General features: G+C 66.6%; 17 protein-coding genes. 11 read left to right on the forward strand and 6 right to left on the reverse strand.

Annotation, left to right across the window (positions count from 1 at the left end):
* Positions 1–84: 84 nt before the first annotated feature.
* Both eda and ppa read right to left on the reverse strand, forming a co-directional pair.
* A complete protein-coding gene (gene eda, locus ACFB49_RS20870) occupies positions 85–696 on the reverse strand; it encodes a bifunctional 4-hydroxy-2-oxoglutarate aldolase/2-dehydro-3-deoxy-phosphogluconate aldolase (protein WP_380873444.1) in 612 nt (203 codons plus the stop codon).
* A 93-nt stretch (positions 697–789) separates the two neighbouring features.
* On the reverse strand, positions 790–1,323 hold the full coding sequence (gene ppa, locus ACFB49_RS20875; RefSeq protein WP_380873446.1) for an inorganic diphosphatase: 534 nt from the start codon (positions 1,321–1,323) through the stop codon (positions 790–792).
* 88 nt (positions 1,324–1,411) lie between these two features.
* Here ppa and hisS point away from each other — a divergent pair, with 88 nt between their 5' ends.
* The 4 genes from hisS (at position 1,412) to ACFB49_RS20895 (ending at position 5,686) form a co-directional block, all read left to right on the forward strand.
* Positions 1,412–2,659, forward strand: coding sequence for a histidine--tRNA ligase (gene hisS / locus ACFB49_RS20880; RefSeq protein ID WP_380873448.1), 1,248 nt, complete (start codon positions 1,412–1,414; stop codon positions 2,657–2,659).
* Positions 2,659–3,741 carry a peptide chain release factor 1 gene (gene prfA, locus ACFB49_RS20885; RefSeq protein WP_380873449.1) on the forward strand — a complete coding sequence of 361 codons (1,083 nt, stop codon included), beginning with the start codon at positions 2,659–2,661 and terminating at the stop codon, positions 3,739–3,741. Before hisS ends, prfA begins: the two co-directional genes overlap by 1 nt.
* Positions 3,734–4,555, forward strand: coding sequence for a peptide chain release factor N(5)-glutamine methyltransferase (gene prmC / locus ACFB49_RS20890; protein WP_380873450.1), 822 nt, complete (start codon positions 3,734–3,736; stop codon positions 4,553–4,555). Before prfA ends, prmC begins: the two co-directional genes overlap by 8 nt.
* A 300-nt stretch (positions 4,556–4,855) precedes the next feature.
* Positions 4,856–5,686, forward strand: coding sequence for a DUF4167 domain-containing protein (locus ACFB49_RS20895; protein ID WP_380873452.1), 831 nt, complete (start codon positions 4,856–4,858; stop codon positions 5,684–5,686).
* Positions 5,687–5,747: 61 nt separating this feature from the next.
* On the opposite strand, the gene ACFB49_RS20900 is transcribed toward ACFB49_RS20895, so the two are convergent.
* Both ACFB49_RS20900 and ACFB49_RS20905 read right to left on the reverse strand, forming a co-directional pair.
* The gene (locus ACFB49_RS20900) at positions 5,748–6,518 is read right to left on the reverse strand and encodes an NUDIX hydrolase (protein WP_380873455.1); all 771 of its coding nucleotides are present in this window, start codon (positions 6,516–6,518) and stop codon (positions 5,748–5,750) included.
* On the reverse strand, positions 6,515–7,162 hold the full coding sequence (locus ACFB49_RS20905; protein WP_380880062.1) for a TetR/AcrR family transcriptional regulator: 648 nt from the start codon (positions 7,160–7,162) through the stop codon (positions 6,515–6,517). Before ACFB49_RS20905 ends, ACFB49_RS20900 begins: the two co-directional genes overlap by 4 nt.
* A 156-nt stretch (positions 7,163–7,318) precedes the next feature.
* On the opposite strand from ACFB49_RS20905, the gene ACFB49_RS20910 reads away from it, so the two are divergent.
* The 3 genes from ACFB49_RS20910 to ACFB49_RS20920 are packed head-to-tail and all read left to right on the forward strand — an operon-like array spanning position 7,319 to position 13,053.
* Positions 7,319–8,479, forward strand: a complete 1,161-nt coding sequence (locus tag ACFB49_RS20910) for an efflux RND transporter periplasmic adaptor subunit (protein ID WP_380873458.1) — start codon at positions 7,319–7,321, stop codon at positions 8,477–8,479.
* Positions 8,480–8,483: 4 nt separating this feature from the next.
* On the forward strand, positions 8,484–11,639 hold the full coding sequence (locus ACFB49_RS20915; protein WP_380873459.1) for an efflux RND transporter permease subunit: 3,156 nt from the start codon (positions 8,484–8,486) through the stop codon (positions 11,637–11,639).
* The gene (locus tag ACFB49_RS20920) at positions 11,632–13,053 is read left to right on the forward strand and encodes an efflux transporter outer membrane subunit (protein WP_380873461.1); all 1,422 of its coding nucleotides are present in this window, start codon (positions 11,632–11,634) and stop codon (positions 13,051–13,053) included. The genes ACFB49_RS20915 and ACFB49_RS20920 overlap by 8 nt, the downstream gene beginning before the upstream one ends.
* A 4-nt stretch (positions 13,054–13,057) precedes the next feature.
* Here the strand turns inward: ACFB49_RS20920 and mutS are convergent, their stop codons facing one another.
* Complete coding sequence (gene mutS / locus ACFB49_RS20925) at positions 13,058–15,673, reverse strand: DNA mismatch repair protein MutS (protein WP_380873463.1); 2,616 nt, start codon at positions 15,671–15,673, stop codon at positions 13,058–13,060.
* A 100-nt stretch (positions 15,674–15,773) separates the two neighbouring features.
* Between mutS and ACFB49_RS20930 the strand changes: the two genes are divergently transcribed.
* Positions 15,774–18,038: an NADP-dependent malic enzyme gene (locus ACFB49_RS20930; RefSeq protein WP_380873464.1), complete on the forward strand. Its 2,265-nt coding sequence runs from the start codon at positions 15,774–15,776 to the stop codon at positions 18,036–18,038.
* Positions 18,039–18,136: 98 nt separating this feature from the next.
* On the opposite strand, the gene ACFB49_RS20935 is transcribed toward ACFB49_RS20930, so the two are convergent.
* The gene (locus tag ACFB49_RS20935) at positions 18,137–18,628 is read right to left on the reverse strand and encodes an outer membrane protein assembly factor BamE (RefSeq protein ID WP_380873465.1); all 492 of its coding nucleotides are present in this window, start codon (positions 18,626–18,628) and stop codon (positions 18,137–18,139) included.
* 155 nt (positions 18,629–18,783) lie between these two features.
* Here ACFB49_RS20935 and ACFB49_RS20940 point away from each other — a divergent pair, with 155 nt between their 5' ends.
* From ACFB49_RS20940 to infC, 3 genes are all read left to right on the forward strand, one after another.
* Positions 18,784–19,302, forward strand: coding sequence for a ubiquinol-cytochrome C chaperone family protein (locus ACFB49_RS20940; RefSeq protein ID WP_380873466.1), 519 nt, complete (start codon positions 18,784–18,786; stop codon positions 19,300–19,302).
* Positions 19,299–19,835, forward strand: a complete 537-nt coding sequence (locus ACFB49_RS20945; RefSeq protein ID WP_380873468.1) for a YceD family protein — start codon at positions 19,299–19,301, stop codon at positions 19,833–19,835. The genes ACFB49_RS20940 and ACFB49_RS20945 overlap by 4 nt, the downstream gene beginning before the upstream one ends.
* Before the next feature lie 147 nt (positions 19,836–19,982).
* On the forward strand, positions 19,983–20,522 hold the full coding sequence (gene infC, locus ACFB49_RS20950) for a translation initiation factor IF-3 (RefSeq protein ID WP_380873469.1): 540 nt from the start codon (positions 19,983–19,985) through the stop codon (positions 20,520–20,522).
* The last annotated feature ends 4 nt before the right edge of the window (positions 20,523–20,526 follow it).

Genomic DNA, 20,526 nt, shown 5'->3' on the forward strand with positions numbered 1-20,526 from the left:
CCTCGCCGTTTGGGAGGCGCGGAAGAAGAAGCGGGATCCCGGCCTGCGCCGGGATGACGGAGAATTAGGTGTGGGGACCGAAGATCAGGCGCGGAGGGCGGAGGCTGCGCGGGCCAGTGCCTCGATCTTCGCGGTGTCGGGCGCGCCCTTGGGGACGACCCAGCTTCCGCCGACGCACTTGACGGCCGGGATCGCCAGCCAATCGGCCGCGGTCGCCTCGGTAATGCCGCCGGTGGGACAGAAACGGGCTTCGTAGAAGGGGGCCGCCAGCGCCTTCAGCGCCGGGATGCCGCCATTGGCTTCGGCGGGGAAGAATTTGAAACGTGTGAGGCCGAGATCGAACCCGCGCATGATATCCGCCGCGGTGGCGATGCCGGGCAGGAAGGGCACGCCGCTTTTCACCGCCGCCTTGCCGAGTGATTTGGTGAGGCCGGGGCTGACGATGAAGCGCGCGCCGGCATCCACCGCCGCCTCAAGCTGATCGGCGTTGAGGACGGTGCCGGCGCCAATGACTGCGCCTTCGACCTTCGCCATTTCGCGGATGACATCGAGCGCGGAGGCGGTGCGCAGCGTCACTTCCAGCGCGCGCAGGCCGCCGGCGACCAGCGCTTCGGCAATCGGACGGGCGTGGGCGACGTCGTCTACCACCAACACCGGCACCACGGGGGCCAGTTCCATCACCTCGTCGATCATCATCTTGTGCCCTGCCCTTTCCACGCAGGGTTCAGACCTGCGGACCGAGCGGAGGTTTAGAGGGGGATCGAGCGAAGGGAAAGCGCCTCGCGTCGCTTACTTGGCTGCCTTATAGGCTTCGATCGCTTCCAGGATGATGCGCTTGGCTTCGGCCGCATCGCCCCAGGTGCCGATCCGCACCCACTTCTTGGCTTCCAGATCCTTATAGTGGGTGAAGAAATGCTCGATCTGCTGCATCACGATGGCAGGCAGATGTTCCCTCTCGTCGACCTTCTCATAATAAGGGAAGGTCGCGTCCACCGGCACGGTCAGCAGCTTCTCGTCGCCGCCGGCCTCGTCTTCCAGCTTCAGCACCGCGATCGGCCGCACCTTGACGACGCAGCCTGGGATGAACGGCGAGCGCGCGACAACCAGCGCGTCGAGCGGATCGCCATCGGGCGAAAGCGTGTGCGGCACGAAGCCGTAATTGGCCGGATAGCGCATCGGTGTGTGCAGGATGCGATCGACGAACAACGCGCCCGATTTCTTGTCGAACTCATACTTCACCGGCTCGCCCCCGACGGGGACTTCGATGATGACGTTGAGGCTCTCAGGCGGATTATCGCCGGTCGGGATCATTTCGATGTTCATGGTGCGGCGCAATAGTCCCCCTTTGTGACGGGTCAAGCGGCATCCACTGCTTTTTTCCGGCCAGAGTTTGCTCTAGGGACCGCGACCCATGACCAAGATCACCACACCCCAGGCCATTCGCGGCACCCAGGACATGCTGGGCGAGGAGGCGCAGCGTTTCGGCAGGGTGGTCGAAACCTTCGACAAGGTGCGCCGTCTTTATGGCTTCGGCCGGGTCGAAGTGCCGGTTTTCGAGGCGACGGCAGTGTTTGCGCGCTCGCTGGGCGAGACCACCGATGTCGTGTCGAAGGAAATGTATTCGTTCGAGGATCGCGGGGGCGATTCGTTGACCCTGCGGCCCGAATTCACCGCGGGCATTTCGCGCGCCTATCTCACCAACGGCTGGCAGCAGCATGCGCCGCTCAAGGTCGCGACGCATGGCCCGCTGTTCCGCTATGAGCGCCCGCAAAAGGGCCGTTTCCGCCAGTTCCACCAGCTTGATGCCGAGGTGATCGGCGCGGCGGAGCCGGCGGCGGACGTTGAATTGCTGGTCTTCGCCGATCAGCTGCTCCGCGAACTTGGCGTGGCGGACGGCGTGACGCTCACGCTCAACACGCTGGGCGATGCCGAGACGCGCGAGGCGTGGCGGGCGGCGCTGGTGAAGCATTTCGAGGCGCATCGCGGCGAGCTTTCGGAAGAAAGCGTCGAGCGGCTGGCGAAGAATCCGCTGCGCATCCTCGATTCGAAGGACAAAAAGGATCGCCCCGTGGCGGACGCGGCGCCCGTGATCGACGATTATCTGTCGGTTGAGGCCGGTGCCTTCTTCGACGCCGTGCAGAAGGGGCTGCAGGCGGCGGGCGTCGATTATGTGCGCAACGGCGCGCTGGTGCGTGGCCTTGATTATTACCGCCACACCGCCTTCGAGTTCATCACCGACCGGCTGGGCGCGCAGGGCACCGTGCTGGGCGGCGGCCGCTATGACGGGCTGATCGAGGCGCTGGGCGGCCCGCACACCCCGGCGGTCGGCTGGGCGGCGGGCATCGAGCGGCTGGCGATGCTGATCGACCAGCCTGCTGCGGAGACGATCGACGTGGCGCTCGTGCCGATGGGCGAGGCGGCCGAGATCGCCGCCACTGGCATCATCGCCAATCTGCGCCGCGCAGGCATCACCTGCGACATGGCCTATAAGGGCAATATGAAGAAGCGGATGCAGAAGGCCGATGCCAGGGGCGCCCGCTTCGCCGTGATCATCGGCGACGACGAGCTTGCCCGTGGCGAGGTCGCGCTGAAGAACCTGACCGACGGGACGCAGCGCGGCGTGGCGATCGATGCTCTCGCACAGGCGCTCGCCGGCTGATGGTGAGCATCCCCCCCGCGCGGATCGCGCAGATCGAGGCGCGGCGCGACGAATTGCAGGCGATGATGGCGCGCGGCGATCTCGCCGCCGAGCGCTTTGTCGCGGTGTCCAAGGAATATGCCGAGCTGGAGCCGGTGGCCGCGGCTGCGGGCGAGGTGCGCCGGTTGCGCGCGGAACTCGCCAATCTCGGCCATATGATCGACGATCCCGAGGCCGATGCCGAGATTCGCGAGATGGCGGCGGAGGAAGCGGCAGAGATCCGCGCGCGATTGCCCGATGCGGAACGCGCGCTCGCGCTCAGCCTGCTGCCCCGCGATGCGGCGGACGAACGCGCGGCGATGCTGGAAATCCGCGCCGGCACCGGCGGCGATGAGGCGGCTTTGTTCGCGGGCGACCTGTTCCGCATGTATCAGCGTTATGCCGAGGATCGCGGCTGGAAGGTCGAACTGATCTCCGCCAACGCGGCCGAACTGGGTGGCTATAAGGAAGTCGTCGCTTCGGTGACGGGGGCGGGCGTCTTCGCGCGGCTGAAGTTCGAAAGCGGCGTCCACCGCGTCCAGCGCGTGCCGGCGACCGAGAGCGGCGGACGTATCCATACCTCCGCGGCCACCGTGGCGGTGCTGCCCGAGGCCGAGGATGTCGACGTCCAGATCGACGACAAGGATCTCCGCATCGACGTCTATCGTTCGTCGGGGCCGGGTGGCCAGTCGGTCAACACCACCGACAGCGCGGTGCGCATCACCCACCTGCCCACCGGCCTCGTCGTCATCCAGCAGGATGAGAAATCGCAGCACAAGAACAAGGCCAAGGCGCTCAAGGTTCTGCGCACGCGCCTCTACGAGCAGGAGCGCGAGCGGCTGGCGAGCGCGCGGGCGGGCGAGCGCAAGGCGATGGTGGGATCGGGCGACCGGTCAGAACGCATCCGCACCTATAATTTCCCGCAGGGCCGTGTCACCGATCACCGGATCAACCTGACGCTCCATCGCCTCTCCGAGATTCTGGAAGGGCCGGGGCTGGACGAGTTGGTTTCCGCGCTGATCGCCGAGGACGAGGCCGCGCGGCTCGCCAATCTCGATGCCTGAGAGTGTGGCGGCGGCGCTTGTCGTGGCCGCCGGACGCCTTGTCGACAGCGATACGCCGCGGCTCGATGCCGAACTGCTGATGGCGCACGCGCTCGGCATCTCGCGCGAGGCGATGCTGCTCGGACGGCTGGGCGATCCGGTGCCGGCGGGGTTCGCGGGGCTGATCGAACGGCGCGCGGCGGGCGAGCCGGTCGCTTACATCACCGGCAGACGGGCTTTCTGGACGATCGAGCTTGAGGTCGGCCCCGGCGCGCTGATCCCGCGGCCGGACAGCGAGACGCTGATCGAGGCGGCGGTCGAGCATTTCGGCAAGGGCGGGCCAAAGCGCATCCTCGACCTGGGGACAGGGCCGGGGACGCTGCTGCTGGCCGCGCTCGCCGAATGGCCGGAGGCGCGGGGGCTAGGGATCGACCGGTCCGAACAGGCCCTCGCTTATGCCCGCGCGAACGCTGCGGCGCTGGGCCTGGATGGCCGGGCGCAGTTCCGGCTGGGGGATTGGGCGGTCGATCTGGAGGGACAGTTCGATCTCGTCCTGTGCAACCCGCCTTATGTGGAAATTGGCGCCGCGCTGGCGCGCGATGTGGCCGAGCATGAGCCGCATTCGGCGCTGTTCGCGGGCGAGGACGGGCTTGACGATTATCGGCGGCTGGCGCCCATGCTCGCCCGGCTGATCGCGCCGGGCGGTCTGGGCGCGGTCGAGATCGGCCATCAGCAGGCGGTGGCCGTGACCGGACTTTTCAAGGACTTGGGGCTGCGATGTTCGGTCCGTCAGGATCTCGGGCGCCGCGATCGGTGCGTCCTGATACACGGTTGATCGAACGGCTTTGCTGCATCGCATATTTCCCCTTGGAATCTGCCCGGCGAGCCTCTACATCGGCAATCAGGACCGGGGGGTTCGTTAAGCAACAGGCTGTAGAACCCCCGCCGACCCCCGATGGCTTTGCCGCGACGTCCGCCTTTGGCGGCGCCGGTTTTGCGATAGGCGGTTGCGAGGCCGCTACGGCATCGCACCTGCTTTCTCGCACATTTCGGGGACGGGTATCCGCAAGGTCCGGGACGGGCCCGGATTGGGAGTGGCGATTGAACGACCACCAGTGACGAAGGCAGCGAAACGTTGATCAACAATCGTCAGAACGGCCGCCGCCGTGGGCGCGGTGGCGCGCCCCGGCAAGGTGGCAACGGCCAAAACGGCAACCGGATTGATAATCGCGCGCGTGGCAATGCCGCCCAGCTGCTCGAGAAATACAAGACGCTGGCGCGCGATGCCCAGACCCAGGGCGACCGGGTCATGACCGAATATTATCTCCAGTTCGCGGACCATTATTTCCGCGTGCTGGCTGAAAATCGCCCGCGCTTCGAAGAGCAGCAGCAGCGCCGCGACCGTTTCGACGACGGCGACTATGGCGATGACGAGGGCGACGGCGAAGCGATGGGCGCCGCGGGCGACCGCGACGATGATCGCCAGCCGAGCGAGACCGGCGAGCGCAACTTCCGCGACCGCCGCGACCAGCGTGCCCCACGCGAGGCCCGCGACGATCGTGGTCCCCGCGAAGATCGTGCGCCGCGCGAGGATCGCGAAGCGCGCAGCCAGCGCGAGGACCGGGGCCAGCGCGAGGATCGGGGTTTCCGTGAGGAGCGTGCCCCGCGGCAGCAGCGCGAATATCGCCAGCCGCGCGACGAAGCGCCGGCGGAGACCAACGAGCCTGTCGCCGCTGTCGAGGCCGCGCCGGAGCCGGTTGTCGCAGCCGAGGAAGCGCCGCGCCGCCGTGGCCGTCCGCGTCGTGTTGTCGAAACGGAAGCCGTCGAGCGGATCGAGATGGATCGCCTGCCACCGTCGCTTTCGCTGTCGAGCGATGCGGCGGATGCCGGTGAACCTGCGGCTGAGGAGAAGCCCAAGCGGCGCCCCCGCCGTCCGCGGGCCGATGCGGCCGCTGCCGAAGCCTGATCGGCAACACCAGATCAACCGAAAGGCCCGCTTTCCATACCGGAAGGCGGGCCTTTTGTTTTCAGGCGCGCAATTCGTTGGCGAGCGGCACCGAAGTCACCGGATAGCCCTGATCGTCGCGGATGCAGAGGAAGCGTTCGCCGTCACGATCCTCGACCCAGGGGGTGACCGCCTCGATCGTGAAACTGGCGGCATGGGTGCGCGCGGCGGCGAAATCGACGAGCAAGGCCAGCCGCTCGAGATTGCGCTTGGTTGGAAAGATCACCCGGAAGCGGCCTTCCTCGGCGCCCGCCAGCGCCTCGTCCGCACCCACCCACAAGGCGTGGACGCTCTCGCCACCGTCGGCCACCGGTTCGGCTTCGGCCGGCGCCAGCGCCAGATAGAAATTGGTGTCGAACAGCCGCGTTTCCTTGAAGTTCGGCCGCCAGCGGGCGAAGGCGACCAGCGCATCCAGGTCGACCGTCCAGCCGCCGGCCGCGAGCAGCGCACCGAAATCGCCGCCTTCGGCCAGCGCCTCGCGGAAGGAGGCGATCGTCGCATGATCGGGCGCGGGGGAGATGCCGATCGCGATGCCGACTTCCTCGATCGTCTCGCGGATCGCGGCGATGCGGGCGGCAGCGTCGGCGGGCACGGCATGTCCCACCACCACCGGATTCGCGGCGAGCGCGGCGTCGCCGGGATCGATGCGGCCGCCTGGGAAGACCAGCGCACCGGCGGCGAACGCCATAGTACCGGCGCGTTCGAGCATCAGCAGTTCGGGCGGCAAATCGTCCCGCTCGCGCATCAGGACGAGCGTCGCGGCCGGAATCGCTGGGGCCATCTCGTCGGTCATGCGGCGTCGATCCCGTAGCGGGTAACGAACATCGCCGTTGCCTCGCGCAGCAGCGCATCGCGCGGCAGCATCAGCGGATTGCAGGATTCGCCGAACAAGGCGCGCGTCTGCGGGGCGTGGAGGACGAGGCCCAGGAACATATGAACGGCAAGCATGGGGTCCGGGATAGTCGCGCGGCCTGCGGCATGCCAGTCCGCAAAAAGCGCCGAAAGCCGCTCGACGGACGGAATGTGCGCCGCTTCGAAGATGGATTGCGCAAAGGCCGGATCGCGTAGCGTCTCGCCCATGACGACGCGGATGAGGCCAAGCGTTTCGGGGTCGGAAAAGCCGTCGATCAGGATGCCGGCAATCTCCTTCAGCATGGCGGCCGGAGCCCCATCGCGTTCGATGACGGCATCGATCTTTTCATGCGTGCCAAAGCGCTGGCTGGCGACGATCGCGCCGAGCAGGCCGGCCTTGTTCTCGAAAAGCTCGTAAAGAGTGGCCAGCGATCCGCCCGACAGCTTGACGATTTCAGAGAGACTGACCGCGTCATAGCCGCGCTCGACGAACAGCTTACGTGCCGCATCCAGCATCGCATGGCGGCGGCGTTCGCGGCGATCCGATTCGGTCCTCGTGTCGGAACCTCCCGTCGACACGCACATTTCTCCCCGGATTGTGCGGTGCATCATTCCCGCTTGACGTGTAGTGTATCCTACATTACAGAAAAATCACAAGTGCAATCGACTTCACGTTCGGTTTGCGTAACATAAGTATACAGGCTGGGTCGCCGCCTGGGTTGTAAGGGAGCGTTGGTGCGCATGCGCGCTATAACAGGGGTATCGCCGCGGCTCGGCGCCGTGCTGGCGGGGCTTGCCCTGCTTTCCGCATGTGGAAGCCAGCAGCAACCGGCGCCGCCGCCCCCCGCGGTCGATGTCGTCACCGTGACGCCCGGCGCGGTTGCGAGCGTCATCGAGCTGCCGGGCCGTGTTCAGGCCGTCCGCACCGCCGAGGTGCGATCTCGCGTCGACGGCATCGTGGAACGGCGGATGTATGAGGAAGGCACCGACGTCGGTGCCGATCGGCCGCTATTCCGTATCGATCCCCGCCAGAACCAGGCAGCCTATAATTCGTCGGCCGCCGCGCTTTCGCGTGCCGAGGCCGGGGCGGCCAATGCCCGCGCCGTCGTTGGCCGTTATGCGCCGCTGGTGAAACAGCAGGCGATCAGCAATCAGGAATATGATGCGGCCGTGGCTTCGGCGCGTCAGGCGGAGGCGGACGTCGCGTCGGCCCGCGCCGCGCTCGATCGCGCCAAGCTCGACCTCAATTACACGCTGGTGACGTCGCCGATCGCCGGCCGCGCCGGCCGCGCACAGGTGACTGAAGGTGCCTTGGTCAGTGCAGCGTCGGCGACGCTGATGACGACGGTCGAGCAACTCGACCCGGTCTATGTGAACTTCTCGCAATCGAGCAGCGAGCTGCTGCAGGTGCGTCGCAGAATGGCGACCGGGGAGATCAAGGCCGCCAATCTCGATCGCGTCCGCGTGACCTTGATCCTGGAGGACGGCACCGTCTACGCGCCGGCCGGTCATCTCGACTTCCTCGACATGTCGGTCGACGAATCCACCGGTACGGTCTCGCTCCGGGCAGAATTCCCCAACAAGCAGCGCCTTTTGCTGCCTGGGCAGTTCGTTCGCGCCCGCGTTGAGGCCGGCATCAACTCGAACGGCATCCTGGTGCCGCAGCGCGCCGTCCAGGTCAGTGGCCAGGGCGCGAGCGTGATGGTGGTCGGCGCGAACAATATCGCCGTCGCGCGACCGGTGAAGGTGGGCGACCTGCAGGGCGGATCATGGGTCGTCAATGAAGGGCTGAAGGCCGGCGACCGCGTGATCGTCAACGGCCTGCAGAAGGTCCGCCCCGGCCAGCCCGTGACGATAGCCAAGCCCGCCACGCCGGGCGCCAAGCCAGCTTCGGCGCGCTGAACCCATGTTCGCCCGCTTCTTCATCGATCGTCCCATCTTCGCATGGGTGATCGCGCTCGGCATCGCGCTTGCGGGCCTGATGGCGCTCCGCGGCCTGCCGATCGAACAATATCCTAGCGTCGCGCCGCCGTCGCTGACCGTCAGCGTCACCTATCCGGGCGCCGACGCGCAGACGCTCTCCACCAACGTCACGCAGGTGATCGAGCAGGAGCTGAACGGCGTCGAGGGCTTCCTCTACATGCTCTCGAACAGCCAATCGAACGGCACCGCGAGCATCACCGTCACCTTCCGTTCGGGCACCGATCTCGACGTTGCGCAGATGGAGGTGAACAACCGCCTCCGCCGTGTCGAGCAGCGCCTGCCCGAGGAGGTCCGCCGCCAGGGCATCCAGGTCAACAAGGCGAGCTCGGGCTTCCTGATGATCCTGGCGATCTCGTCGAAGAGCGGCACGACCGACAAGCTCGCGCTGGGCAATCTCGCCTCGGCCAAGGTGATCGACGAACTGCGCCGCGTGCCGGGCGTCGGCGACCTGCGTCTGCTCGGTTCCGAATATGCGATGCGCGTCTGGCTCGATCCCGACAAGCTGGCGGGCTACGGCCTGTCCGCGGCGGAAGCGCTGGCGGCCGTCCAGGAGCAGAACAGCCAGACGGCCGGCGGGCAACTCGGCGATCAGCCCGTCTCCAAGGGCAGCGAGCTCAACGCGACGATCATCACCCAGAACCGCTTCACCAATGCGGATCAGTTCCGCAACATCATCCTGCGCGCCAATCCCGACGGGTCGACGATCCGGCTGGGCGATGTCGCCAAGGTGGAACTGGGCGCGCAAAGCTATGGCATCGGCACCGAATTGTCGGGCCAGCCGATGGCCGGCATCGCCGTCGTCACCGTGCCGGGGGCCAATGCGCTCAAGACCGCCGAGGGCGTCCGCGCCCGCATGGCCGAGCTGGAAAAAGGCTTTCCGCCGGACATCAAATGGTCGGTGCCCTATGACACCACGCCCTTCATCCGCATCTCGGTCGAAGAGGTTGTGAAGACGCTGGGCGAGGCGATGGCGCTCGTCTTCCTCGTCATGTTCCTGTTCCTGCAGAATCTGCGGGCGACCCTGATCCCGACGCTCGTCGTGCCGATCGCGCTGGCCGGCGCCTGCCTCGGCCTGTGGCTGTTCGGTTTCTCGATCAACGTGCTGACCTTGTTCGGCATGGTGCTGGCGATCGGCATCCTCGTCGACGACGCGATCGTCGTGATCGAGAATGTCGAGCGCATCATGACCGAGGAGCATCTGTCGCCACGGCTGGCGACGATCAAGGCGATGGGGCAGATCACCACCGCGATCGTCGGCATCACCCTGGTGCTGATGGCGGTGTTCGTGCCGATGGCCTTCTTCCCCGGATCGACCGGCGGCATCTATCGCCAGTTCTCGATCACCCTGGTGGTGTCGATCGCCTTCTCGGCCTTGCTCGCGCTGACGCTGACGCCGGCGCTCTGCGCCACCATGCTCAAGCCGCATGACCCCAATGCGAAGCGGCGCCTGCCTTGGCTGGAGCGCTTCTTCGCGCGCTTCAATGGCTGGTTCGGCCGGACCACCGACAGCTATCAGGGCCATGTCCGCGGCATATTGTCGCGCCCGATGCGCTGGCTTGCCATCTTCCTGGCGTTGGTCGGCCTGACGGCGCTCCTTTTCCTTCGCCTGCCGAGCAGCTTCCTGCCGAGCGAGGACCAGGGCTATGCGATCACGATCGTCCAGGGCCCGCCCGGCGCGACGCTGGAGCGGACCGAGGAGGCGATCCAGCAGGTGAAGGCCTATTATGCCCAGCAGCCGCAGGTGAGCCATTATGTGCTGATCCGCGGGTTCAGCTTCTTCGGGCAGGGCCAGAATTCGGCGATGATGTTCGTCGCGCTCAAGGACTGGAAGGATCGCAAGGGCAAGGAGAACGGCATCGACACCTTTGTCGGCCGCGCGTTCGGCGCGCTGATGCAGGCCAAGGAAGCCCTGATCTTCACGATCAATCCGCCGCCGATCCGCGAGTTGGGCAATGCCAGCGGCTTTACCTTCATGCTGCAGGATCGCAGCGCGGTGGGGCATGAAAAGCTGGTCGAGGCGCGCAACATGATGCTCGGACTGGCCAGCCAGAGCCCGATCCTGACCGGCGTCCGGCCTGAAGGCCAGGAGGATGCGCCGCAGCTCAAGGTCGAGATCGACCGGGTGAAGGCGCGTGCGCTCGGCCTGTCGATCGGCGACGTCAATGCGACGCTCTCGATCGCCTTCGGTTCGGCCTATGCCAATGATTTCACGCATGACGGCCGCATCCTGAAGGTGATGTTGCAGGCGGATGCGCGTTCGCGGATGACGCCGGAGGATGTGTTGAACCTGCGCGTGCGCAATGCCGCGGGCCAGATGGTGCCATTCGGTGCCTTCACCACGGCACAGTGGACGGCGGGCTCGCCCCAGCTTCAGCGGTATAACGGCTATCCGGCGATGACCATCTCGGGCATGGCCGCCCCTGGGCGTTCGTCCGGCGAGGCGATGGATGAGATGGAGCGGCTGGCCCAGCAATTGCCCGAAGGCTTCGATTTCGAATGGACCGGCATTTCCTATGAGGAACGCCAGTCCGCCGGTCAGATCGGCGCGTTGCTCGGCCTGTCGCTGGTCGTCGTCTTCCTGCTGCTTGCCGCGCTTTATGAAAGCTGGTCGGTGCCGGTCGCGGTGCTGTTGGTCGTGCCGCTCGGCGTTCTCGGCGCGGTACTCTTCTCGATGATGCGCGGGCTGTCGGCGGACGTCTATTTCAACGTCGGGCTCATCACCATCATCGGCCTTGCCGCGAAGAATGCGATCCTGATCGTCGAGTTCGCGATCGAGCGGGAGGCGGATGGCGCCAGCGTGCTCGATGCGACGCTCGATGCGGTCAAGCTGCGCCTGCGGCCGATCATCATGACGTCGATGGCGTTCATCCTCGGCATGGTTCCTTTGTTCATTTCGAGCGGTGCGGGTGCGGCCAGCCGGCGCGCCGTCGGCACCGGCGTGATGGGCGGGATGATCGCCGCGACCATTTTGGGAATCTTCTTCATTCCGCTCTTCTATCTCGCGGTCCGGCGCTGGCTGACCCGCAAGCCGCCCCATGCCCCCGGTGCGCCGCTGGCCGATGAGGCGATGCATGGCTAAGCGCATCGCCTCGCTGCTGCTCGTCACCGCGCTTGCCGGCTGTTCGATGGCGCCGCCGCACACGCGGCCGCCCTTTGCCGCGGCACCGGTCTATCCGGCGGAGTTCCAACCCGAGGGCGGCGACCGCAAGGCGACCGATATCGGCTGGCAGGAATTCTTCACCGATCCGCGGTTGCAGACGCTGATCCAGATGGCGCTCGACAATAATCGCGACCTGCGCATTTCCGTGGCGCGGATCGAGGAAGCGCGCGGCCAATATCGCATCCAGGACGCGGCGCGGCTGCCGCAGATCGACGCGAGCAGCAGCGCCGTCCGCGCCCGCACCAACACCCCGCCGATCGAGATTCCCGGTTTCGGCGAGGTTGGCGGCGCGGCCACCGCCAACCGCTATGACCTGCAGGTCGGCGTGACTTCTTTCGAGCTCGATTTCTGGGGCCGGGTCGCCAATCTGTCCGAAGCTGCGCGGGCGAGCTATCTGTCCACCGTCGCCGCCGAGCGGGCCTTCCGCCTGTCGCTGATCCGTGACGTGGCGATCAACTATCTTCAGGCGCGCGAACAGGCCGAGCGGATCGAACTTGCCGAGCGGACCCTCACCAGCCGGCGTGAAGGACTGCGTATCGCCAAGCTGCGTCTCGACGCCGGCGTCACCTCCGCGCTCGATTATCGCCAGGCGGAAACGCTGCTGACCCAGGCGGAGACCGAGCTGGCCAGCCTGAAACTGGCCCGCGCGCAGACGCGCAATTTCTCTTATGTGCTGATCGGCCGTCCGATCCCCGAGGATCTGCCGGCGGCGCTGCCGATGGCGCGCCAGGGCATCGTCCGCGATATCGGGCCGGGCCTGCCGTCCGAACTGCTCAACAACCGGCCGGACATATTGGCGGCGGAAGAGCAGCTGCGTGCGGCGCGCGCCAATGTCGGTGCGGCCCGGGCGGCCTTCTTCCCCACGATCAGCCTGACGGGATCGGCGGGTTTCGCTTCGACCGATCTGGAAGGCCTGTTCAACGACGCCGGCTTCGTGTGGAGCATCGGCCCGACGATCCGCCTGCCGATCTTCGATTGGGGAGCCACCAAGGGCAATCTGACGGTCGCCGAGGCGCGCGAGAATATCTCGGTCGCCACCTATGAGAAGACGGTGCAGACTGCCTTCCGCGAAGTGGCCGACGCGCTTGCCGGGCGGCGTTACCTGGCCGATCAGGTGGCGGCGCAGGAGCGCGCGGCGGCAGCCCAGCGGCGCCTCGCCGAACTGGCGCGCTCGCGCTACCAGAACGGTGTCGCGCAATATATCGAGGTGCTCGACGCCGAACGTAACCTGTTCTCGGCCGAACAGGCGCTGATCCAGCTTCGCCGCGCCGATCTCGCCAATCTCGTATCGCTCTATGTGGCGCTGGGTGGGGGCCTGACGCCGCACGAATGAGGCGTCAGGAGGCGGCGAGCGCCTTCAGCCGGTAGAGCAGGTCGAGCGCGTCGCGTGGCGAAAGCGTGTCGGGGCTGACCCCGTCCAGCGCCTCGCGCAGCGGATCGGCGGCAGGCTCGGGCGCGGCGACCGCGGCCGCGAACAGCGGCAGATCGTCGAGCCCCGCGGCGATCCCGCCCGTCGCGGCGCGGCCGCTTTCGAGCTTGGCGAGCACCGATTTAGCGCGCGCCAGCACGGCGGGCGGCAGCCCCGCGAGCTTGGCGACGGCGATGCCATAGCTGCGATCGGCCGGGCCATCGGCGACTTCGTGGAGCAGGACGAGATCACCCTTCCATTCGCGCGCGCGAACATTGTGGAGCGAGAGCGCATCGAGCCGTTCGGCCAGCCGCGTCAGTTCGTGATAGTGTGTCGCGAACAAGCAGCGGCAGCGGTTCATGTCATGGACCGCCTCGACCACGGCCCAGGCGATGGCGAGACCGTCATAGGTGGAGGTGCCGCGGCCGACCTCGTCGAGGATGACGAGCGAGCGTTCGGTCGCCTGCGCGAGGATCGCCGCGGTTTCGACCATCTCGACCATGAAGGTCGATCGCCCACGCGCGAGATTGTCCGACGCGCCGACGCGGCTGAACAGCCGGTCGACCAGGCCGAGCCGGGCGGAGGTGGCGGGCACGTAACTGCCGGCCTGCGCCAGCACCGCGATCAATGCGTTCTGGCGCAGGAAGGTCGATTTACCGCCCATATTGGGGCCGGTGACGAGCCACAGGCGGCGATCGGGCGAGAGTTGGCAATCATTGGCGACAAAACGCTCGCCGGTGCCCGCCACAGCGGCCTCGACGACCGGGTGGCGACCTGACTGCACGGCAAAACAGGGTTCTTCGGCGAAGGTGGGGCGGCACCAGCCGCCTTCGATGCCGCGCTCGGCGAGGGCTGCCGCGACATCGAGCCGGGCCAGAGCATCGGCGGTGGCGGCGATCGCCGTCTTGGCGGAAAGCGCGGTGGCGATCAGCTCCTCGAGATGCGCGGCTTCGGCCGCCAGCGCATGCGCCCCCGCCTGGCCGACACGCATCGCCTGCTCATGCAGGTCGGGCGCGTTGAAGCGGACGACGCCCGCGAGCGTCTGGCGGTGGGTGAAGCCGGAATCCGGCCGCATCAGCGGATCGGCATGCTTCGCCTGCACCTCGACATGATAGCCGAGCACGCCATTGTGGCGGATCTTAAGGCTGGCGATGCCGGTCGCCTCGCGATAGCGCGCCTCCAGCGCGGCGATGGCGCGACGGCCCTCGCCACCCTGCCCACGCAGCTCATCGAGCGCGGGATCATAGCCCTCGGCGATATAGCCGCCCTGCGCCGCGTCGATCGGCGGCTGGGGGACGAGCGCGCGGGCGAGCAGGTCGATCAGCGCACCATGGCCGCGCAGGTCGGGCAGAAGGCGATCGAGCAGCGCCGGCCGGTCGGCGATCACCAGCAGCCGCTCGTGCAGCGCATGGGCTTCGTCGAGGCCGTCGCGGAGCAGGCCGAGATCGCGCGGGCTGCCGCGCCCAGCGACGATGCGGCCGAGCGCGCGGCCGATATCGGGCGCGGCCTTGAGCTTCGTGCGGACGAGATCGCGCAAGCCGCCGTCGTCGACGAAGCGGGTAACCAGATCGAGCCGTGCTTCGATCTCCAGCCGATCGGCCAGCGGCGCGCCGATATCGGCGGCGAGCATCCGTGCGCCTGCGCCGGTGACGGTGCGGTCGACGGTATCGAGCAGGCTGCCCTTGCGGCCACCGCCCTGCGCCTGGGTCAGTTCCAGGCTGTCGCGGGTGGCGGCGTCGATCAGCATATGATCGGCGGGCTGACGGCGCACCGGCGGCTGGAGGAAGGGGAGCTTCCCTTGCCCGGCGCGATCGAGATATGCGATCAGCCCGGCCGCGGCGGCCAGCTCCGGCCGGCCGAAACCGCCGAAACCGTCGAGCGTCGCGACCCCGAACAGCCCCTTCAGCTTCGCTTCCCCGGCCGCACTGTCGAAATGGCGTGGGTCCTGGGGAATGGTATCGGCGGGAGCATCGGCCAAATTATCGGGCGCGATCGTCTCGGCCGCACCCAGCCGGGCGAGTTCGGCATCGAGGCTGCCGGCGGGCACCTGCGCCAGCTCGAACCGGCCGGTCGAAATATCGGCGGCGGCAAGGCCGATCCGCCCGCCCGCCTCGGCCAGCGCAACCAGCCAGTTGGCGGTGCGGGAATCGAGCAGCGCCTCTTCGGTCAGCGTGCCGGCGGTGACGACGCGGATGATCGCGCGGCCGACCAGCGCCTTCGATCCGCCGCGCTTCTTGGCTTCGGCGGGCGTCTCGGTCTGATCGGCAAGCGCGACGCGATGGCCGGCCTTGATCAGCCGGGCGAGATAGCCTTCTGCCGAATGGGCGGGCACGCCGCACATCGGCACGCCGTCTCCGCGCGAGGTGAGCGCGATATCCAGGCAGGCGGACGCAATCTTGGCGTCGTCGAAGAACAGCTCGAAAAAGTCGCCCATCCGGTAGAAGAGCAGGCAATCCTGCGCATCCGCCTTCAGCGCATGATATTGCGTCATCATCGGCGTCATCGTCGCGCCGTTATCGCCATTTTCATTCGTTCCACGAGCCATGTCAGCGCTGATAGCGGCTTGTCCGCCGTCCAGCCATGCCCCAAAAGGCCCCATCCGCGACACGGCATGTGCGTTTCAGTTATTTCCCAGGGGGACAGCGATGAGCGAAGGCAGCAACGTCCAGTTTTCGGAGCGGGAGGCCTTGCTTTTCCACTCGCATGGACGGCCGGGCAAGATCGAGATCATCGCGTCCAAGCCGATGGCGACGCAGCGCGATCTTAGCCTTGCTTATTCGCCGGGCGTGGCCGTGCCGGTGCGCGCGATCGCCGCCGATCCGGCAACCGCTTATGACTATACCGCCAAGGGCAATCTGGTCGCCGTCATCTCCAATGGCACCGCGATCCTCGGCCTGGGCAATCTCGGCGCGCTCGCGTCCAAGCCGGTGATGGAAGGCAAGGCGGTGCTGTTCAAGCGCTTCGCCGACGTGGATTCGATCGACATCGAATTGAACACGGAGGATGTCGACAAGTTCATCTCCGCCGTCGAACTGATGGAGCCGACATTCGGCGGCATCAACCTGGAAGATATCGCTGCGCCGGCCTGCTTCATCATCGAGCAGACCCTGCGCGAGCGCATGAACATCCCCGTCATGCATGACGACCAGCACGGCACCGCGATCATCGCGGCGGCGGGCCTGATCAACGCCTGCCACCTTACCGGCCGCGATATCCGCGACATCGATGTGGTGGTGAATGGCGCGGGGGCCGCGGCGATTGCCTGCGCGGCCTTGATCAAGTCGATGGGTGTGCCGTCCGATCGCGTGCTGATGTGCGATCGCAAGGGCGTGATCTATCAGGGCCGCGAAGACGGCATGGATCAGTGGAAGTCCGCCCATGCGGTGAAGACCGACCGGCGCACCTTGGCAGAGGCGATGGTGGGGGCCGACGTGTTCCTCGGCCTGTCGGCTGCCGGCGCGCTGAAGCCCGAAATGGTCAAGACGATGGCCGACAAGCCGATCATCTTCGCCATGGCCAATCCGGACCCGGAGATCACCCCGCCGGAAGCACGCGCGGCGCGGCCCGATGCGATCATAGCCACCGGCCGTTCGGATTATCCGAACCAGGTGAATAACGTGCTCGGCTTCCCCTTCATCTTCCGCGGCGCGCTCGATGTGCGGGCGACGACGATCAACGAGGAGATGAAGATTGCCGCTGCGCAGGCGCTGGCCGAGCTTGCGCGCGAGCAGGTGCCGGAAGAGGTCGCTATCGCTTATGGCGGCGCGGCGCCGCGTTTCGGCAACGATTATATCATTCCCGCGCCGTTCGATCCGCGGCTGATGGAGATCGTGCCGGTTGCGGTTGCCAAGGCCGCGATGGATTCGGGCGTGGCGCGCAAACCGATCCTCGACCTCGCCGCCTATCGCGACGAACTGAAGGGACGCCTCAACCCGACGACGTCGGTGCTGACGCTCGCTTATGAAGGCGCCAAGGCTCATCCCAAGCGCGTCGTCTTCGCCGAGGCGGAAGAGGAAGTGGTGCTGCGCGCCGCCATCCAGTTCCGCGACGGCGGCTACGGCATCCCCGTGCTCGTCGGACGTGACGATGTGCCTGATCGCCTGCGCGCGCTGGGCGTCGACAAGCCGGAAGAGTTCGAGCTGCACAACAGCCGCATCTCCCCGCTGGTGCCGAAGATGGTCGACTATCTTTACGAGCGGCTGCACCGCCGCGGCTATCTGCGCCGCGATGTCGAGCTGATGGTCAATCAGGATCGCAACATCTTCGGTTCGCTGCTGCTCGCACTGGGCGAGGCCGATGCGATGATCACCGGCGTCACCCGCACCTATTCGCAGACTATGCGCCAGGTGCGCCGCGTGCTCGATCCGGCAACGGGGCGTAAGCCGTTCGGCATCCACATCCTGGTCGGCCAGAGCCACACCGTGTTCATGGCCGATACGACGATCACCGAACGTCCCACCGCCGAAGAGCTGGCGGACATCGCCGAGCAGACGGCGGCGGTGGCCCGCAGCATGGGGCATGAGCCCCGTGTCGCCTTCCTGTCTTACTCGACCTTCGGCAATCCCTCGGGCAATTGGCTGGAGCCGATCCGCGGCGCCGTGGCGCTGCTGGACGAACGGGGCGTCAGCTTCGAATATGAAGGCGAGATGGCGCCGGACGTGGCGCTCAACCCGAAGCTGCAGAAGAATTATCCGTTCATGCGCATTTCGGGCCCAGCCAATGTGCTGGTGATGCCGGGCCTGCAGTCGGCCAATCTCTCGGCCAAGCTGCTGCGCGAACTGGGCGGCGACTCGGTGATCGGGCCGATGCTGGTCGGCATGGAAAAGCCGGTGCAGATCGCCACGATGGGATCGACCGCATCCGAACTGGTAACGCTGGCCGTGCTGGCAGCGGGCGGCATCGCCCGCTGATCCTGCCCAATACCGTGATCCCAGCGAAAGCTGGGATCTTCCGCTTTTGGGTGACCAGAACAAGGAGATGCCAGCCTTCGCTGGCATGACGGCTGTTGTTACTGCGGGTTGTCGGTGGTGCCGCCCGAGCCCATGCCGCCGACGCCGCCGACCCGGCCGATATTGCCGAACAATTCGCTGAAGAAGCCGCGGTCGCGGCCCAGCGTCGGCGTCTTGTCGCCATTGGGGCTGATGTTGACGACGCGCTCCAGGCCGCTCTTGTCGACCGCGACGACATTGCCGCTCGCGTCGAAGCGGACCGCCAATGTCGTCTGCCCCACGGCGCGCGGGTTGGCGAAAGCGAGTTGGCGGGTATCGCGGCTGACATAATACCAACTCTGTGCGCCGCGATCGAACTGGCCGGTGAAGCTCGGCCGGCCGAGCGTCTTGGCGACCGAATCCTTGTTGTCGATGCCCGGCTGCACCGTGTCGACCAGGGTCGAATCCACGACATAGCCCTTATGGTCGCGGATGCGGGTGCAGCCGCCCGCCGTCACCAGCACCGTCAGAGCGATCGTCGCCGTTCCGAGGCGCGTGAACATGGAGGGCATCCTGGACTTCTCCTGATTGACGCAAAATTGCCGATTAGCCCTGCGTCGGGGCTGCCGCCGATAAGGATTGCATCGAAGGCCGTCCGCCTCAATATGCGCGGAGGCCATGCCGACGCAAGCGTGGGCCGAACAGAAGCTGGAAAGTCCGAACTCCCGTGTCCATTCTCCGCCGTCTCTTTCCCGAACGCGATCAGCGTGCTCCCTATCGGCCTCTCTATGACGCAATCGTCGCCGAAGCGCGGACGCCCTTCTGGTATCTCGACGGCCAGGTGCCCGATACGGTCGACGGCCGGTTCGACATGGTGGCGCTGGTGATGGCGCTGGTGCTGATCCGGCTGGAGGCGGAAGGAGACAGCGGGCGGCTGCCGTCGACCCTGCTCACCGAATTGTTCGTCGACGATATGGACGGCCAGCTCCGCCAGATCGGCATCGGCGATGTCGTCGTCGGCAAGCATGTCGGCCGGATGATGAGCGCGCTTGGCGGCCGGATCGGTGCGTATCGCACCGCGCTGGAGGGCCAGGAGCCGCTGCACGACGCGCTCGCCCGCAACCTGTGGCGTGGCGAGGCCCCTGCCGACACGGGCCCCGTCCAGGCCCGCGTGCGTGCGCTGCATGCTGCGCTGGCGACGGCTTCCGCTGCTGATCTTTATGCCGGGCGGCTGCCCCGGCCATGACCACGCCCGCACCGGAATTTTCGCGGCCCGTCCGGCTCGACACGTTGGGCGAGGCGGATCGGACGATCGAAATCGAGGCTTCGGCCGAGGAACGCGCCGCGCTGGCGAAGCGCTTTGGTCTGCTGTCGCTCGATCGGCTGGTGGCGACTGCCAGCCTCCACCGCGAGGGGCAGGCGGTGCTGGCGACGGGGCGAATCGAAGCAGATGTCGCCCAGCCCTGCACCGCGACGGGCGAGCCTGTGCCGGCCGCGATCGACGAATCCTTCCGCCTGCGCTTCATCCCCGAAGACCAGATCGGCGATGCGGACGAGATCGAGCTGTCCGAAAGCGATTGCGACACCATTCCCTTCGCCGGTGGCCAGATCGACATTGGCGAGGCGGTGGCGGAGACGATGGCGCTGGCGCTCGATCCCTTCCCCCGCAGCCCGAACGCCGATGCGGTGTTGAAGGCGGCGGGCGTGCTGAAGGAAGATGAGGTCGAAACTGGCCCCTTTGCCGCATTGAAGGCACTGAAGGACAAGCTTGGCGGCTGATATCGGCCGGGCAAACGCGTCCGGGCTGCAACAGATCGACAGGATTCTTGATTGCGGCGACCGCTGCATCTTCCAAAATGCGGTCGCGCGCATTACATCGCGCCCTTGCTGGAAGCCTCGATAGGAGAAACTGCTATACGTCCGCCCATGATGCGCCGCCCGTTGGGGCAGCCGCCGATGCCGCTCAATGGCCCGCGATATAATGAGTTCATCCAGTCGCCCAAGGTGCGGGTGATTGATGGAGACGGCGAGAATCTGGGCGTAATGTATACGCGCGAAGCGATCGAGCAGGCGGCGGAGGTCGGTCTTGACCTGGTCGAGGTTTCTCCGAACGCCGATCCGCCCGTCGCCAAGTTCCTGGATATCGGCAAGTTCAAGTACGAGACGCAGAAGAAGGCGAACCTCGCCCGCAAATCGCAGAAGACGCAGGAGATCAAAGAGATCAAGATGCGTCCGAACATCGATGACCATGACTATGACACCAAGATGAAGAAGGTGTTCGAGTTCATCGAGGAAGGCGACAAGGTGAAGGTGACGCTGCGCTTCCGTGGTCGCGAACTCGCCCACGGCCAGCTCGGCATGCAGGTGCTGCAGCGCGTCCAGGCCGATGTCGCCGAAGTCGCGAAGGTCGAGCAGTTCCCGCGCATGGAAGGCCGTCAGATGCTGATGGTGCTCGCTCCGAAATAAGTGT

Origin of the sequence: Sphingomonas sp. DBB INV C78 (assembly GCF_042693015.1) — a bacterium.
Lineage (GTDB): Bacteria > Pseudomonadota > Alphaproteobacteria > Sphingomonadales > Sphingomonadaceae > Sphingomonas_E.

Excerpts from the sequence above, each read along its gene's own strand:
- eda (WP_380873444.1), bottom strand. The coding sequence starts at position 696 with ATGATGATCGACGAGGTGATGGAACTGGCCCCCGTGGTGCCGGTGTTG.
- ppa (WP_380873446.1), bottom strand. The coding sequence starts at position 1,323 with ATGAACATCGAAATGATCCCGACCGGCGATAATCCGCCTGAGAGCCTC.
- hisS (WP_380873448.1), top strand. The coding sequence starts at position 1,412 with ATGACCAAGATCACCACACCCCAGGCCATTCGCGGCACCCAGGACATG.
- prfA (WP_380873449.1), top strand. The coding sequence starts at position 2,659 with ATGGTGAGCATCCCCCCCGCGCGGATCGCGCAGATCGAGGCGCGGCGC.
- prmC (WP_380873450.1), top strand. The coding sequence starts at position 3,734 with ATGCCTGAGAGTGTGGCGGCGGCGCTTGTCGTGGCCGCCGGACGCCTT.
- ACFB49_RS20900 (WP_380873455.1), bottom strand. The coding sequence starts at position 6,518 with ATGACCGACGAGATGGCCCCAGCGATTCCGGCCGCGACGCTCGTCCTG.
- ACFB49_RS20905 (WP_380880062.1), bottom strand. The coding sequence starts at position 7,162 with ATGTGCGTGTCGACGGGAGGTTCCGACACGAGGACCGAATCGGATCGC.
- ACFB49_RS20910 (WP_380873458.1), top strand. The coding sequence starts at position 7,319 with ATGCGCGCTATAACAGGGGTATCGCCGCGGCTCGGCGCCGTGCTGGCG.
- ACFB49_RS20915 (WP_380873459.1), top strand. The coding sequence starts at position 8,484 with ATGTTCGCCCGCTTCTTCATCGATCGTCCCATCTTCGCATGGGTGATC.
- ACFB49_RS20920 (WP_380873461.1), top strand. The coding sequence starts at position 11,632 with ATGGCTAAGCGCATCGCCTCGCTGCTGCTCGTCACCGCGCTTGCCGGC.
- mutS (WP_380873463.1), bottom strand. The coding sequence starts at position 15,673 with ATGGCTCGTGGAACGAATGAAAATGGCGATAACGGCGCGACGATGACG.
- ACFB49_RS20930 (WP_380873464.1), top strand. The coding sequence starts at position 15,774 with ATGAGCGAAGGCAGCAACGTCCAGTTTTCGGAGCGGGAGGCCTTGCTT.
- ACFB49_RS20935 (WP_380873465.1), bottom strand. The coding sequence starts at position 18,628 with ATGCCCTCCATGTTCACGCGCCTCGGAACGGCGACGATCGCTCTGACG.
- ACFB49_RS20945 (WP_380873468.1), top strand. The coding sequence starts at position 19,299 with ATGACCACGCCCGCACCGGAATTTTCGCGGCCCGTCCGGCTCGACACG.
- infC (WP_380873469.1), top strand. The coding sequence starts at position 19,983 with ATGATGCGCCGCCCGTTGGGGCAGCCGCCGATGCCGCTCAATGGCCCG.